Source organism: Dyadobacter bucti (genome assembly GCF_005869225.1).
GTDB classification, from domain to species: Bacteria; Bacteroidota; Bacteroidia; order Cytophagales; family Spirosomataceae; genus Dyadobacter; species Dyadobacter bucti.
Genome location: NZ_SWFP01000009.1, coordinates 37,885 through 52,973, shown reverse-complemented (window position 1 = coordinate 52,973; position 15,089 = coordinate 37,885). Strand labels below are relative to the sequence as shown.

At 45.5% G+C, this 15,089-nt stretch carries 13 protein-coding genes; 8 read left to right on the top strand and 5 right to left on the bottom strand.

Annotated features, from left to right (window positions below):
• Positions 1-308: 308 nt before the first annotated feature.
• Positions 309-3,293 (top strand): FAD-binding and (Fe-S)-binding domain-containing protein, encoded by a 2,985-nt coding sequence (locus tag FBF61_RS25970; protein WP_138482894.1) that lies wholly within the window; start codon positions 309-311, stop codon positions 3,291-3,293.
• Positions 3,294-3,384: 91 nt separating this feature from the next.
• Here the strand turns inward: FBF61_RS25970 and FBF61_RS25965 are convergent, their stop codons facing one another.
• Complete coding sequence (locus FBF61_RS25965) at positions 3,385-4,038, bottom strand: NAD(P)-dependent oxidoreductase (protein ID WP_138482892.1); 654 nt, start codon at positions 4,036-4,038, stop codon at positions 3,385-3,387.
• Positions 4,039-4,211: 173 nt separating this feature from the next.
• Between FBF61_RS25965 and FBF61_RS25960 the strand changes: the two genes are divergently transcribed.
• Entirely contained in the window at positions 4,212-4,421 is a 210-nt protein-coding gene (locus FBF61_RS25960) for an alkylphosphonate utilization protein (protein WP_138482890.1), read from the top strand.
• Between the two features lie 116 nt (positions 4,422-4,537).
• On the opposite strand, the gene FBF61_RS25955 is transcribed toward FBF61_RS25960, so the two are convergent.
• Positions 4,538-6,448, bottom strand: coding sequence for an AAA domain-containing protein (locus FBF61_RS25955; RefSeq protein WP_138482888.1), 1,911 nt, complete (start codon positions 6,446-6,448; stop codon positions 4,538-4,540).
• Positions 6,449-6,561: 113 nt separating this feature from the next.
• Between FBF61_RS25955 and FBF61_RS25950 the strand changes: the two genes are divergently transcribed.
• Complete coding sequence (locus tag FBF61_RS25950; protein WP_138482886.1) at positions 6,562-8,181, top strand: L,D-transpeptidase family protein; 1,620 nt, start codon at positions 6,562-6,564, stop codon at positions 8,179-8,181.
• Between the two features lie 12 nt (positions 8,182-8,193).
• Here the strand turns inward: FBF61_RS25950 and FBF61_RS25945 are convergent, their stop codons facing one another.
• Both FBF61_RS25945 and FBF61_RS25935 read right to left on the bottom strand, forming a co-directional pair.
• A complete protein-coding gene (locus FBF61_RS25945) occupies positions 8,194-9,423 on the bottom strand; it encodes a multidrug effflux MFS transporter (protein ID WP_138482884.1) in 1,230 nt (409 codons plus the stop codon).
• A 386-nt stretch (positions 9,424-9,809) separates the two neighbouring features.
• A complete protein-coding gene (locus FBF61_RS25935; protein WP_138482880.1) occupies positions 9,810-10,022 on the bottom strand; it encodes a hypothetical protein in 213 nt (70 codons plus the stop codon).
• 274 nt (positions 10,023-10,296) lie between these two features.
• Here FBF61_RS25935 and ku point away from each other — a divergent pair, with 274 nt between their 5' ends.
• The 3 genes from ku to FBF61_RS25920 all read left to right on the top strand — a co-directional run bounded on the left by ku (position 10,297) and on the right by FBF61_RS25920 (position 13,232).
• The gene (ku, locus tag FBF61_RS25930; protein WP_138482878.1) at positions 10,297-11,076 is read left to right on the top strand and encodes a non-homologous end joining protein Ku; all 780 of its coding nucleotides are present in this window, start codon (positions 10,297-10,299) and stop codon (positions 11,074-11,076) included.
• 23 nt (positions 11,077-11,099) lie between these two features.
• Positions 11,100-11,999, top strand: a complete 900-nt coding sequence (gene ligD / locus FBF61_RS25925) for a non-homologous end-joining DNA ligase (RefSeq protein ID WP_138482876.1) — start codon at positions 11,100-11,102, stop codon at positions 11,997-11,999.
• Positions 12,000-12,062: 63 nt separating this feature from the next.
• Complete coding sequence (locus tag FBF61_RS25920; protein ID WP_138482874.1) at positions 12,063-13,232, top strand: glycoside hydrolase family 18 protein; 1,170 nt, start codon at positions 12,063-12,065, stop codon at positions 13,230-13,232.
• Positions 13,233-13,295: 63 nt separating this feature from the next.
• On the opposite strand, the gene nfi is transcribed toward FBF61_RS25920, so the two are convergent.
• Positions 13,296-14,012 carry a deoxyribonuclease V gene (gene nfi, locus FBF61_RS25915; protein WP_205748319.1) on the bottom strand — a complete coding sequence of 239 codons (717 nt, stop codon included), beginning with the start codon at positions 14,010-14,012 and terminating at the stop codon, positions 13,296-13,298.
• Between the two features lie 82 nt (positions 14,013-14,094).
• Between nfi and FBF61_RS25910 the strand changes: the two genes are divergently transcribed.
• Positions 14,095-14,601: a hypothetical protein gene (locus FBF61_RS25910; protein ID WP_138482872.1), complete on the top strand. Its 507-nt coding sequence runs from the start codon at positions 14,095-14,097 to the stop codon at positions 14,599-14,601.
• A gap of 251 nt (positions 14,602-14,852) precedes the next feature.
• On the top strand, positions 14,853-15,089 hold the full coding sequence (locus FBF61_RS25905; protein ID WP_229215225.1) for a hypothetical protein: 237 nt from the start codon (positions 14,853-14,855) through the stop codon (positions 15,087-15,089).

The following is a 15,089-nucleotide window of genomic DNA, read 5'->3' as shown; positions in this document are numbered from 1 at the left end:
TAAGAAAAAATATAAAATTAGCATTGGCGCTTGTACAAAATAATATAAAAGGTTCGGATAATACAATACCAGTTTCACAAATAAATCTGCCAAAAATTCAAATACCATGTCAAGAAGTTATAATATCTGATTTTAATGCAAACCCGCCATTTGAGAAATGCAATACAGGTGGGCCAGGCAGCTGACGGGACAGAATCAGCAGGGTAATTCGGGTACGATACCGGAAAAGTTCTAATATAAAATTACTGGAAATCATTCACGGTTCTGTGTAACTTTGAGGCAGATATATTCCCAGTTTAATTGCTTTTATGACATCGCCGTCCCCTGAAATAAATACTGATTTAAGCGAACTTGCCAAACAACTTGAAGGTGATCTGTTCTATGATAACGTAATGCGGACACTTTATGCAACGGATGCTTCCGCTTATCGTGAAATGCCTCTGGCTGTAGCGTTTCCAAGGACAGAAACCGACATCAAAACACTGATTTCGTACGCAACCCAAAACAGGATTTCTCTCATTCCCCGCACTGCCGGAACGTCTCTGGCTGGCCAGGTGGTGGGGAGCGGAATTGTGGTGGATGTTTCCAAGAATTTTACTAAGATACTGGAAATCAATGCAGCGGAGCGCTGGGTACGGGTGCAGCCGGGTGTAGTAAGGGACGAGTTGAATATGGCTTTGAAACCGTATGGTCTCTATTTCGGCCCCGAGACTTCCACAGCCAACAGGGCGATGATAGGCGGCATGGTCGGCAATAATTCCTGTGGCTCCAATTCCATCGTATATGGAAGTGCCCGGGAACATACCCTGGAAGTAAAAGCAATCCTGGCAGACGGTTCCGACGCTGAATTCAAAAATATCGATAGTAGTGATTTCACCAATTTGCTGGCCAACGCGCAGCAAAAAAATGGCAGCGCTTCGCTTCTTGATAAAATATACCTCAAGACAAATGAAATCCTGAAATCGCCTGAAAATCAGGAGGAGATCAGACGAAATTTCCCAAAACCTACCATCGGCAGAAGGAATACGGGTTATGCGCTGGATATGCTGCTGCACATGGCGCCCTATTCAGGGAATGAAAGTGATGAAGTACGGCCTTTCAATATGTGCAGCCTGATCGCCGGTTCAGAGGGAACGCTGTGTTTTCTGACGGAGATTAAGCTGAATCTTGTACCGCTTCCACCAAAAACGCAGGGACTGGTTTGTGTGCATTGCGACTCTATCGATGAAGCATTGCGGGCCACAATATTGACATTGAAATACCAGCCGCACGCTGTAGAGTTGATCGACGACTATGTATTGGAATGTGCTACCATGAATGTGGAGCAGAAAAAGAATGCGTTTTTTGTTAAAAATAAACCGGACGGTAAATTTCCTGCTATTCTGGTGGTGGATCTGTCGAGGGAAACCAAAGAGGAAGTGGAGTCGCTGGCTGCCGCGATGCAGAGGGAATTGGAAGAAGCAGGCATAGGATTCCATTATCCGCTTCTTTTTGGCGATGATACAAAAAAAATATGGGCACTCCGCAAGGCCGGCCTCGGGCTGCTCGGAAATATTCCAGGCGACGAAAAGGCCGTGGCAGTCATTGAAGATACCGCCGTTGACGTATACGACCAGCCCGATTATATCCGCGATTTCAATGTGATATTGAAAAAACACGGGATGTCGGCGGTACATTATGCACACGCCGGGACCGGTGAAATCCACCTCCGTCCGATCATCAACCTCAAAACAAGGGAGGGGCACCAGCAATTCAGGATGATCGCTGAGGAGATTGCTGACCTTGTTAAAAAATATGACGGATCGCTTTCCGGTGAACACGGCGACGGACGGCTGAGAGGGGAATTTATCCCGAAAATGGTCGGCGAACACAACTACCAGCTTTTTAAGGAAATCAAAAAAACCTGGGATCCGAATAACATCTTCAATCCCGGAAAAATCGTGGATACTGCCCCGATGGACACGTTCCTTCGCTACGAAGCAGATCAGCAAACGCCCGAATTCAAAACGTACTTCCGGTTTCAGGACCAGAACATCCTGCAACATGCCGAGCAGTGCAACGGCTCCGGCGACTGCCGAAAAACGCAAATGAGCGGCGGAACAATGTGCCCGAGTTTCATGGCAACCCGGAATGAAAAAGATACGACCCGAGGCCGGGCGAATATTTTGCGTGAAATGCTGACGCGCTCGACCAAGGAAAACCGGTTTGATCATCAGGAAATTAAGGAAGTTTACGACCTCTGCCTTGCTTGTAAAGGCTGTAAAGGTGAATGCCCCTCCAATGTGGATGTTGCCAAGCTGAAAATGGAATTTCTTCAGCAATATCATGACGTACATGGTGTACCGCTGAGGTCCTGGCTGGTTGGTAATTTTTCTAAAATGACAGGAATCGCAAGTTACGTTCCCTGGGCCTATAACCTGATTTTCAAGAACGCGCCCCTGCGTAAAATTGCCAACCGTGTCGTAGGCTTTCACCCTGAACGTACCATGCCTCTGCTGCACGCCACGACTTTGAAAAAATGGTATGATAACAGACCAAAAGCTCCCGGAAAAACCACGGATGCCCGCAGAGTGTATTTGTTCTGTGATGAGTTTACCAATTATAATGATGTAGAAATTGGCAAAAAATCTATTCTGACATTGGAAAAACTAGGGTATGAAGTGATCATCCCTAAACATGTTGCCTCGGGTCGGCCACAACTTTCGAAAGGGTTATTAAAAGATGCAAAAAAAATTGCCGAAGAGAACATCAGGTTATTGAAAGATATCATTTCTTATGATACACCGCTTGTCGGGATTGAGCCTTCCGCTATACTTACTTTCCGTGACGAATATCCTGATCTTGTCAGCCAGGAACTGGTGGAGGAAGCCAAAAAACTGGCCCAGAATGCACTACAGTTTGATGAATTCGTGTCGAGAGAAATTGAGCTGAAACATATTTCGAAAAATTTGTTCACCAAAGAAAAACGGCTGATCAAATTGCACGGACATTGTCAGCAGAAAGCAATTTCCAGTGTAATCCCAACCAAGAAAATGCTCTCACTCCCTGAGAACTACACCGTACAACTGATTCCATCGGGATGCTGCGGAATGGCCGGTTCTTTTGGTTATGAAAAAGAACATTATGATCTCTCCATGCAAATCGGGGAACTGGTACTTTTCCCTGCTGTGCGCCAGCAGGCAGAGGAAGTGATTATCGCTGCCCCGGGCACCAGCTGCCGTCACCAGATCCACGACGGAACCGGCAGAAAGGCTTTGCACCCGGCAGAGATATTATGGGATGCATTGGTTTAGATGCCGGTAGACGAAGAAAATTTGAACATAAATCATCAAAAAACCAGCCAAACATTGATCGTTCGGCTGGTTTTTTTGATTGTTAAACCCACTAGCTCACCTCCGCAATAAATGGTGCTTTTCTCAAATATTTATCATCCGACAATTGTCCGATCAAAAAACCGGCGATATCGGCAGCACTTATCTTCTTGCCGGGGCTGTCTTCAAGGTCTGCTTTTATTTCAGCCCTGTCGCTGGTAAAATCGATAAAAGGCACTCTTACCAAAATCCAGTCGAGCCCGCTTTCCGACAATATCCTGTATGCTTTCTGCCGGTCGTCGTGAATGGCGGGAAAATTGGTTTTCATCCATTCCGTGGCCGTTCTTGTCTCAGGGCTCTTTTTGTCAAAAGGCGTATCTACATTGAGTCCGGCGACGGAAATATACCTGACATGCTTTCCGCCCTGCAGTATTTTCCTGATCGTGTTCAGAATGTTTAAAGTCGCCTGGCTTGAAACCAGCGGCTCGTCCTTTCTTTGTCCGACTGTACTGATCACCGCATCGCAACCTTCGATCAGCGAACCGACAGCGGCCGGATCCATCACGTCCCCTTTGATGATTTCGATGGAAGAACTTTCGATATGAAAATCCTGTGGGTTCCTGAGCAGCAATTTCAACTGGAATCCCTTTTCAAGTAACTGGCTAACAACGTACTGACCAGTACGTCCGCCTCCGCCGATGACGGCTATTTTTGATTTTTGAATCATTTCTCTCTGAATAAAATATACGTAACATATTACCCCCGCCTTGAAAAGCGGGACTGCGTGGCTCAATGGCCTGTTTGCGATATTTTATCAGGAGATTTTAATGAGGTAAAGATAAATAATTTCCGTAGCCGCTTTTGCTACCTTTGGCAAAATTTCAATCATACCCAAGTAACATGGAAGTAAAAGACAGCAATGGGACTCTTCTCGCGGAAGGGGACTCTGTGAAAATTATAAAGGATTTAAAAGTCAAAGGCTCTTCGACAACCCTGAAAAGAGGGACATTGGTAAAAAACATCCGCCTTACCGACGATGCCGAAGAAATTGAAGGCAAAGTGGAGCGGACGGTAATGGTTTTAAAGACGATGTTTCTGCAGAAAGTGTAAATTCTGAAAACTCAACTTTTTGGGAATCGAATCCTAAAAAGTTGACACCTTTTGGGATTTCATTCCTGAAAAGTTGGGTTTCCTAAATTATGGCCTAAAAATTCAGATTAACGAAATCAGCTATCCACAAACTCCCAGGCACTCTGATAGGCGTTCAGATTTTCGGCGTAAGCAATAAATTCCGTGTAAAAAGGTAGCTGGGAAAGCGTGGCGCTGTCGCCGATCACTACGAGCTTTTTCCTGGCTCTGGTCATTGCCACATTCATCCGGCGGATATCAGACAAAAACCCGATCTCACCTTCAGGGTTGCTCCTCGTCATGCTAATGTATACGATGTCACGCTCCTGCCCCTGAAAACTGTCGATCGTATTCACTGAAATCTTGTTCCCATAAACAAGGAGCTCTGGCGAATGAAGCAATTGCTCCTTCAGAATATTAATTTGCTGCTTATACGGGGAGATAATGGCAATTGTAGGGAAATCGGCCTTTTCTACACCGGCCTGTTCCAGCTCAGCTAACAGCTGGGTGAGATGCTTAAATAAGAATGTCGCTTCTTCGGGATTGGTTGAACTCGTACCTTCCAGTTTTTCGTCGAAACCACACCCCGCAGTATCAATAAATGCAAGTGGCGAATCGGCGGGGAACAGTAAGTGACCAGCCACCGAGGAATGCGCTTTGAGCCGGTCCTGATAAAAAACCTTGGAGGAATATCCCATAATCGCCTCATTCATACGATACTGCTCTTCCAGCAAAATAACCGATTCGGGATGTAACGCAACGCATTTTTCAAGCAAGGTGGTACTTAACCCGTTTTTTGCAGCTTCCTGGGATTTAATCGTCGGCGCGAGCTGGAAATGGTCACCGGCCAGCACTACTTTTTCTGACTTCAGAATAGGTATCCAGCAACCAGGTTCCAGCGCCTGGCCGGCTTCATCGATCACTACGGTCTGGAATCTGAGGTTTTTGACAGTATAATGGTTGGCCCCGACCAAAGTAGCCGTAATGACCTGGGCTTTTGAAATAAGGTCTTCCGTCACATATTGTTCCAGATTACCCACCTCCTTCATAATTCTGTGAGCTTCGTCAAACAGCGCTTTGCGCTGGTCACGCTCGCCTTTCCCGAAATTCCGTTTGTACTTATGGGCCAGGTTTTTATACTCATTGGCCTGCTTTTTCAGACTTTTAACGTCTTTCATACGGGCATGAGCTGCCATTTTGCTGTCGAGCGTCAAAGACATCAGTCTCTCCGAAACCCTGGCCGGGTTCCCTACCCTTAATACTTCAAGGCCTTCTTCGGTCAGTTTTTCACTCAGCAGATCCACGGCGGTGTTGCTGGGTGCTACGACGAGGATTTGTTTATGATCCCGCCGGACCAATGCCTTGATCGCCTGCACTAAAGTCGTTGTCTTACCGGTTCCGGGAGGCCCGTGAACGATAGCGAGCTCATTGGCAGACAGAATTTTGTTAACCGCCTCCTGCTGGGAGGTGTTGAGCCGGGGTATTGTAATTTCAGGCAGGTCCGGGTGGAAAGACGGTTTCTTTTCGCCAGTCAATATTCTGATCAGATGCCCTTCCTTTTCTTTTTCAGACAAGGCCGACGCAGTTTTGAGGGCATTTTGCATTTCATCGTAACTGTTGTCGTCGAAAAGCACGTCGATACCCAGTTTCCCGTCCCGCGACCACTCGGGCAGCTCGTCGGTACGCAGGGTAATTTTAAGTCTGTTTCCACCCTGATAGGCAACAATGCCTTCAACCCTGTCTTTTTTTGGTTCATGATTGGAGAAAAGTACGGCGGGCATTCCGAAGCGAAGCTGGTGCGGTATATCCTGGTGCGTGGTACGCTCCACCTCCACAGTCAAATAGTCGCCCCTGCTCATTTCGGTTCCCCGGATCGCGATCGGATACCAGCTTAGCCCATTGGCCCTGCGTTCCGAAACGGACGACATTTCTGTTAGTTTTATATAGGCCTGACGGTCTTCTTCCCGCTCAGTTTTCAGTAGATCAAGCAGCTTTTTGAAATAATCCATGTGCAAATTTAAGGAAGTGAAATGTCTATCCGAGGGTTCGACTCCCTGCATATCCAAATTATGATTTTAAAAAATGATGTTATATTGCCTGAATACACAAAAGCCTTAATCCGATGAAGAAACTAGTATTGTTTTTTGCCCTGATCGTACTCGGCCTTGGCTGTAAGGATAAAAAAAGAAATACACCCGAAATCGCGAAAAGGGATACGACCATTACTGTGGAAACCTCTTTCACCGAGTTGTTCATCGACAGCACTTTTCTTCGCCGGTTCATGTCCGCACATCCCATGCAGGACAGTCTCTCCGCCAAATTCCAGAGCTTTTATAACCATCGTAACTATCAGTTTGCCTGGTTTTTCCCAGACGGAATGGCCGAGTTTGTACCTTCATTCCTGAGCTTAAGAAACGACTATATCCATTATTCCGGCGATAGCTCCTTATACGATCCTGCTCTGGAAGCGGCTATTGATTCTTTGAGCCAACTGAAAAAAATAAATCCCAATGATTCTCTGGCAGCCAGTACCGAACTGAAGTTAACAGAGCAGTTTTTCCGATATACCGACCTGGCCTATTCCGGTGACCACCGCATCAATACCCATGAACTCAACTGGTTTATTCCCCGAAACAAGCTGAATCCAGAGATATTCCTCGATTCCCTGATGAAAAACAAGGGTAAAAATCTGTCTGCATACGAGCCTGTAAACCGCCAATACAACCTACTGAAAGAGAAACTATTACAGTATTACGCTATTTCGAAAAACGGTGAACCGGCTTTGCTTGAAACAGATAAAAAATTCAAATACGGTGACAGTGACTCCCTGATATTTAAACTAAAAAACCGCCTGCACTTGCTTGGCGATCTGCCAGCACCGGACAGCTCCCTTACTTTCGATTCAACACTTGTGACCGCTGTAAAACAATTTCAGCAGCGTTCGGGTTTAAAAGCTACCGGTGTCACCAGCCCTGCGTTTTACAAAGAACTCAATGTGCCGGTAGAGAGCCGCATCCGCACCATTCTGATTAATATGGAGCGAATCCGCTGGATGCCCGCTGCGCCTGCTACGGACTATATCCTGGTAAACATTCCCGAGTTCACTATGCATGTGTATGAGCAGGGTAACCTTGCTTTTGATATGGTTGTAGTGGTAGGATCAGAGGCCAATAGTACCGTTATATTTTCGGGGACATTAAACCAGGTGGTGTTCAGCCCGTATTGGAATGTTCCAAACAGTATTCTGAAACGTGAAATACTCCCCGGTATCCGGAAAAACCCTAACTACCTTGCCCGGCACAATATGGAATGGAACGGCGGAACCGTCCGCCAGAAACCGGGGAAATCCAATTCGCTGGGGCTCGTTAAATTCCTTTTTCCAAACAGTTACAACATCTACTTCCACGATACGCCCAGCAAAAGCCTTTTCAACGAAAGCCAGCGGGCATTCAGTCACGGGTGTATAAGACTCGCGGAACCTAAAAAACTGGCGGAGTGGCTGCTGCGCAAAGACAGTACCTGGACGAGCGAAAAGATCACAAAGGCCATGAATGCCGGCAAAGAGAAATATGTGCGGCTGCGCAAGCCCAATGAGGTTCCGGTGTTTATCGGCTACTTCACTTCCTGGGTCGACAGGCAGGGAAATCTGCAATTCCGGAAAGACGTTTACGGGCATGACAAAAAAATGGAGGAACGCTTATTCGGTAAAAAGGAAGTTGCTGCCACAGCGCTCGCGGAATAGGGAAGCAGTTGCCTAGTGCAAAACTCCGGTATCCGCTTCATGATTCACATCAACCTGTTCGGCAATAAAGCGGCGACCTGCCACCAGTACCAGCAGCGCCAATACGGCCGAGCCAGCCATGGCAGTGACCATCGGTACTACCGAAGGCACTTCAAACAAGCTGATCGCAATCGATATCAGGGTCCCCATCCCCATTTGCAGCGCGCCCATCAAAGCCGAGGCGCTACCCGCATTTTTGGTAAAAGGTGCCAGGGAAAGTGCCGCCGCGTTGGGAAAAACAAGTCCGACGCAACAAAGAAAGAAAAACAGGAATACCAGCGTAGTTGGAAGATCCAGCAGCCCGGCGAGCGCAGCAGCCAGAAACGTCATCCCGATAGCAGCCTGTGCGATCAATGCGACGTTCACAACCTGCTCACTTTTGAATCTGCGCAAAAGAAGCGTGTTCAACTGGCTTGAACCTATAAAACCCACAGAAAGAAAAGCAAAGATCCATCCATATACTTTCTCATCGGTATGAAAAACCTCCATAAAAACCAGGGGCGAGCCGGATACATACGCGAATAACCCCGCGAAGGCAATTGCTCCTGTCAGCGAATAAGTGTAAAACTGTGGTTCTTTTATTACCAGAAGGAAATTAAGCAGTATAGGACGTGGTTTCAGCGAAAGCGACTTATCGGGCTTATAACTATCCGGTAGCCAGAGAACAGTTGCAGCGAGAATGGCAACGCCCATGCCGGTAAGAATAAAAAACACGGCATTCCAGCCAAAAGCTGCGGTAACATAACCTCCAACCGTCGGCGCGATCATCGGTGATACGCCTACTACAAGCAACAAAAGAGAAAAAACCTTGGCATTGTCCTTCACCGGAAAAAGGTCGCGGACCATCGCTACCGAGGCGACTGTGGCGGCACAGCTGCCGATCGCCTGAACAACTCTCCACATAATGAGCCCATCGATACTTTTGGTAAAGGAACACCCGAGGGATGCGATAATGTAAACGCAAAGCCCAATGAACAGCGGCTTTTTTCTCCCAAACCTGTCGAGCAGAGGGCCGTACAAAAGCTGTCCGACAGAAATTCCTATAAAAAAGCCTGATAACGAAAGGGATACCTTGGCAGCCGTCGTATGAAGATCCCGGGCAATGGCCGGAAATCCCGGCAGGTACATATCAATTGAAAAAGGTCCCAGAGCTGTTAAACTCCCTAAAATCAGTATTAAAAAGAAGTAAGTTTTATTAGACATTCACAGTGGTATTAATATTTGCATTGTGCAGATAACGCCGGCAAGGTGAAGCGGGTTCTGTGAATGAAGATTTTTAATGATAAGGTAACTCTGAAAACAAAAGAGGGCCGGTTTTCACCAGGCCCTCTGCTATATATTTCTCACGGCAATGGGTGTCCTTTAAGCTGCCACCCAATTTAGTTTTTTGTAAACCTCGCGTTCACTTTCGCTTACCGCATACGGGACTTTATTTTTGAGATAAATAACGCACCCACGTCCTTTTTTGATAGGTGAAATCTTCACTACGTCTTGCTTGTGGATTATAATGTTTATGAGCTTTTTACCCAATAATTTAAATGTACCTGACTGTACCATAGCCTTCTTTAAATGAAAAGTTTTTAAATGCTTTATGCAATTCCACTTAATGAACTTTCTGATTTGCGATATAACAAGAAATAATCTTTTGAAATCAGGAAGTAACCCAAATCGTCCCTATTACTCAATTGTAGAAAATCCGCCACTTCTCTGTGGGCATCGGATTCGTTTAACGCGCCTGAAACTGTCAGAACAGCGCCTGGCTTTAAAGTACCTATCGTATTGTTTTCAAGTGAAGCTATCATGTTACGACCGATTAAGAGTTTTCGTTACTATTAGATGTTGAGAATTAAGAATTGCATTCTGACAGGAATAATAAATAAATATGCCAGACTGGTTGATTTCAGCAAACGTATAGTAGCTCTTTTCGTGACGGGCCGAACTTTGAAATGAATTTACAAATTTAATTTACTGATTACAAGTATCTTGGCATAATAAATAAAAATTGCCCATTCCTCCCCGGTTCGTTTCACAGGCACGGAATTTTCCTCATCTGGTGATTTACTTAACCAGGAAATTATGAGAGCTATATGGACAGGGGCAATAGGTTTTGGGCTTGTGAATATCCCCGTCAAACTTTTCAGTGCGACGCAGAGCAGCGAGCTGGACCTGGACATGCTGGATAAAAAGGACCACGCGAACATCAAATATCAGCGCGTGAACTCCAATACGGGAAAAGAAGTGGAATGGGACAATATCGTCCGCGGATACAAAGTCGGGGACGACTATGTGGTGCTGGACGAAAAAGATTTTGAAAAAGCCAGTCCTGAAAAAACCAAGCTCATAGAGATAGCTGAGTTTGTCAATGAAAAGGACATTGACAGCATCTATTATGAAACGCCTTATTATCTGCAGCCCGAAAAATCGGGTAACAAACCCTACGCACTGCTGAGAGACGCCCTTAAAAAAACAGGCAAGGCGGGCCTGGGCACATATGTGCTCCGCAACCGAGAAAGTTTGGTACTGATCAAAGCTGCGGGCGATTTCTTGATCCTGAACAAGATCAGGTTCCAGGAAGAGATCCGCGATACAGAAGATCTGGTAGCACCAGATGTTAAAATCAAGCCCGCTGAAATGAATATGGCGATCCAGCTCATTGAGCAGCTGACCACCGATTTTGACATCAGCCGTTACAAGGATACCTATAATGAAAAGCTTCTCAAACTCATCATGGCCAAATCAAAAGGCAAAAAAACATCCACGCCAAAGATGAAGATCGTCCATTCCAAAAGCCGCGATCTGATGGCCCAATTGAAAGAAAGTCTCAGTTCGTCCTCATCCAAAAGAAAGGCGTCTTAAATCGTTAACAAACTGAAAAGGTTATGAAAAAGGAAGCTGAACTTACGCACCTGGACAAGATCTACTGGCCGGATGAAAATATTACAAAAGGCGAATTGCTCGAATATTACAGTCACATTGCCCCTTACATCCTGCCCTATCTCAAAGATCGACCGTTGTCACTGAAACGGAATCCGAACGGGATCAAAGACAAAGGGTTTTTCCATAAAGATGCAGGAGATATCGCTCCGGACTGGTTGAAAACGAAGAAGATACATGCCGAATCTACCGACAAAATGGTCGATTACCTCGTATGCAACGATCTACAGAGCCTTCTCTTCATCGCGAACCTGGGATGCATTGAAATGAACCCGTGGAACAGTACCATTAACAAGCTGGACAATCCCGACTACATTGTCATGGATATCGATCCGTCACCCAAAAATACGTTTGAGCAAGTGGTCGATGTGGCGCAGGCGATCAAGGAAATACTGGATGAGATCGATGTAAAAGGTTACTGTAAAACCTCCGGTTCCCGTGGCCTGCATGTATATATCCCTTTTAACAAAAAATACACGTATGACGAAAGCCGCGACTTCGCACAGATACTGGCTGGTATGGTGACAGAAAAACTGCCCGATACAACCACGCTGGAACGATCACTATCGAAAAGGAAGAAAAACCATATTTATGTCGACTATCTGCAAAACAGGATTGGCCAGACGCTTGCATCGGCTTATAGCGCGAGGCCGAAACCAGGTGCAACTGTGTCCGCACCCCTGGAATGGAGCGAGGTGAAACACGGACTTAAAATGCAGGATTTTACAATCAAAAATATGATGCAGCGCGTGGAGGAAAAAGGCGACCTTTTTGAAGGTGTGCTGGGCAAGGGTATTGATATGAAAAAAGCCCTGCAACGCCTGGAAGCAATGCATGAGCAGTAAAAATATGTTAGGAGATGTTTTGAAGTAGTAGTTACTTTATCGCTTCAACCATACTCTATGATCATGTATACATTTAAAAAACGTACGAAATTTCTCCCGTCACTCTCCTGTCTTTTGGCGACCACGTTCATACTCGCCCTGAACGGGTGCAAGTCGGAAGAGAAAAAAGAGGCTGAAACCGAAGCAGGAACGAAGCCAGTAGTGATCGGTTATGTGGGCGGCTTCAAAGGCCTTGTCAACACAGAAGAAATAGAGGCAAAAAAACTGACGCATATCAATTATGCTTTCGTCAATGTACAGGATGGAAAAGCATTTCTGACCAATGAAAAAACCGATTCTACCAATTTCCGGAAACTAAAATTGCTGAAAGAAGTTAACCCTGACCTCAAAATATTGATCTCACTGGGTGGCTGGGCATGGAGCGAGAATTTCTCGGACGCGGTTTTAACGGATGCTTCCAGGAAAATATTTGCGAAAAGCTCTGTTGATATCATCAAAAAATATGATCTGGACGGTGTAGACATTGACTGGGAATATCCGGGTATGGCAGGCGAAGAAGGCAATGTATACCGTCCGGAAGACAAGCAGAACTTCACGCTGATGTTCCAGGCAATACGCAATGAGCTCGATTTGCTTGAAGAAGAAATCGGCAAGAAAAAGCTCCTGACCACCGCAGTACCGGGGTTCGCTTCTTTCCTGGGCGTTACGGAAATGGGCAAAGCCCAGCAGTATCTGGATTATGTCAATCTGATGACCTATGACCTGTTTCAGGGCGATACGGTGGTGCACCATGCAAGCCTGTACGCTACCGACAAATACAAAACTGAAAAATCCGCCGACGATGCTGTAAAAGCGTATACCGCAGCCGGTGTACCTGTTGAAAAACTGGTAATGGGCTTGCCGTTTTATGGCAGGATGTTCAAGGTAGCCAAGCTGGAAGGAGGATTGGGCCAGAAACAGACATCTCAGGAGTATATCGACGGTTATACCTATATCAAAGACAGTCTTGTCAATAAAAAGGGGTTCAAGGAATACCGGGACGAGGTCTCCAAAGTGCCTTATTTACTGAATGCCTCGACCGGGGAAATTTTGAGTTATGAAGACGAAACTTCGGTGAGCGAGAAATGTAAATATGTACTGGACAAAAAAATGGCCGGGGTTATGTTCTGGGAATATACCTCCGACCCTAAAAGCTACCTGCTGAATGCAGTGGACAAGGCTTTGAAAAAATAAGCTTCCCAAATCACTGCTAAAAAAGCAAGATGCCGCGACCTGCATCTTGCTTTTTTGTTTTGGTCAACACAAACTCGGCTGACTTATGGGATGATATCCTTCCTTTAACTTGCCCAACCGGAACAGGTTGACATATTCATGTGCCTGCCGCGTGGGTTCCGGCAGCCGGTGCTTGTTTACACATTGCATGATCAAATCGAGACTGTTTTCGAGGCTCATCCCGTTTCCAGGCGATACAAAAACAGGTTTTACATTGTCCTTTGTCCTTAATGCAAACCCGATCGTATCCCCATGATCGTTCACAGGCGAAAATTCCCCTTTGCTGTCGCCTGGCTCCTCATACTGCCCTGCAAGCTTTTTCTTTGCACATCCGAGCGTCACAGTATCAGTTATAATACCGAAATGCGTCGCGATGCCCATTCTTCTAGCGTGAAGGATACCGTTGCCGTCAAACATGATCACATCGGGTTTTACCGGGATCTGTTCGTAAACATAGAGTAGAGCCGGAATCTCCCTGAACGCCAGATAACCAGGCACATAAGGAAAAATCGTACTGCTTTTTACCAGTGAATATCCAATAGGCTGCATCTCCGGGTAGCTGAGAACAACCATTCCGGCATATACGGTTTCGCTGTAAAGCGACAATGAAATGTCTGCGCCGGCAATGGTTGAAATTGGGGTGGTCAAAGGATTCAGTTTGACTTTTGTACGCAATTTCTGTTGTAATGCCGTCGCCTCGGCGATGGTCAGCTGCCCGTAGTTCAACATTGGAGCGTCCATGATAATTTGATAAGGTAATGGCATGATATTTCTAGCCTGCTCAGGTAATTAGTTAAACCTATTAAAAATCTGCACCATCCTCATGACGGAAACGAGTTTCAAAAGCAAATGGGCCAATTGGAAGTTTGTGGCCTTTATTATAATTCTGATAGCAATATTCATCAAGTTTTATGTAATCAAGGAAAGGGATGAAAATGCCCCGGTTACCGTGGAGATTGATCTCAATGAGGTTGCTTTCCGGAGTCAGAAAGAAGTAGCGGCCATACTGGGTACCGGGAAGCTGGTCAACTATTACAAGGATGCCAAAGCAGGTTGCGAAAAATGCCCGGAAGTAACTTATCGTGACGGGAAAGTAAAGATCATTTTTATCGAAAACATTGCCGACAGGATCACGCTCAACAAGTTATCCGGTTATGCTTTTGAGAACCGTGTCATACTGGGAATACTGAATCTTAAGGAAAACATCGAACCTACTTTCGAAGATGCCAGAATGAAACAATGGGAGAATTACGGGAAGTACACTCAGATCTCTGCGTTTTCGTCCAAAGGCCAGATCGATTATATACTGGTCAAAAGTAAAGCCGAATAAGGAAACATTATTCCTCATACAGCAAATTATTATACTTTTTCAAGATGCCTGATCGTAGCCATTAAAGCAGATCAGGCATTTCTTTTTTAGAAATACAGATCTCAGTTTTAATATAAATAACTCATCATCAATTAAAACCATTTAAACATACAATTCGCCAATTGGTAAAAAAACCAAAACAGGTCGCGTAAAACCGGATTAGATTTGCAGAGTCAAATAAGACAAAGACAAGAATTAAAAATAATTTAGCAATGAAAAATTCAATCACAACATTGGTTTTCGCCCTGGCGCTGAGTACTACTGTCGCATTTGGTAATACAGAAGATAAAGCAAAGGTTTCGGCAACAAATACATTACCGGCCTCGACACCATCCATAGAAACTCCCGCTCCACAGCACAAAGCTTCGGCCAATGATTACGCAAAATATACAGCATCACAAAAAGCATCTATCGTAGAGCTTAAAATGACAGAGAATATCGGTAAATAA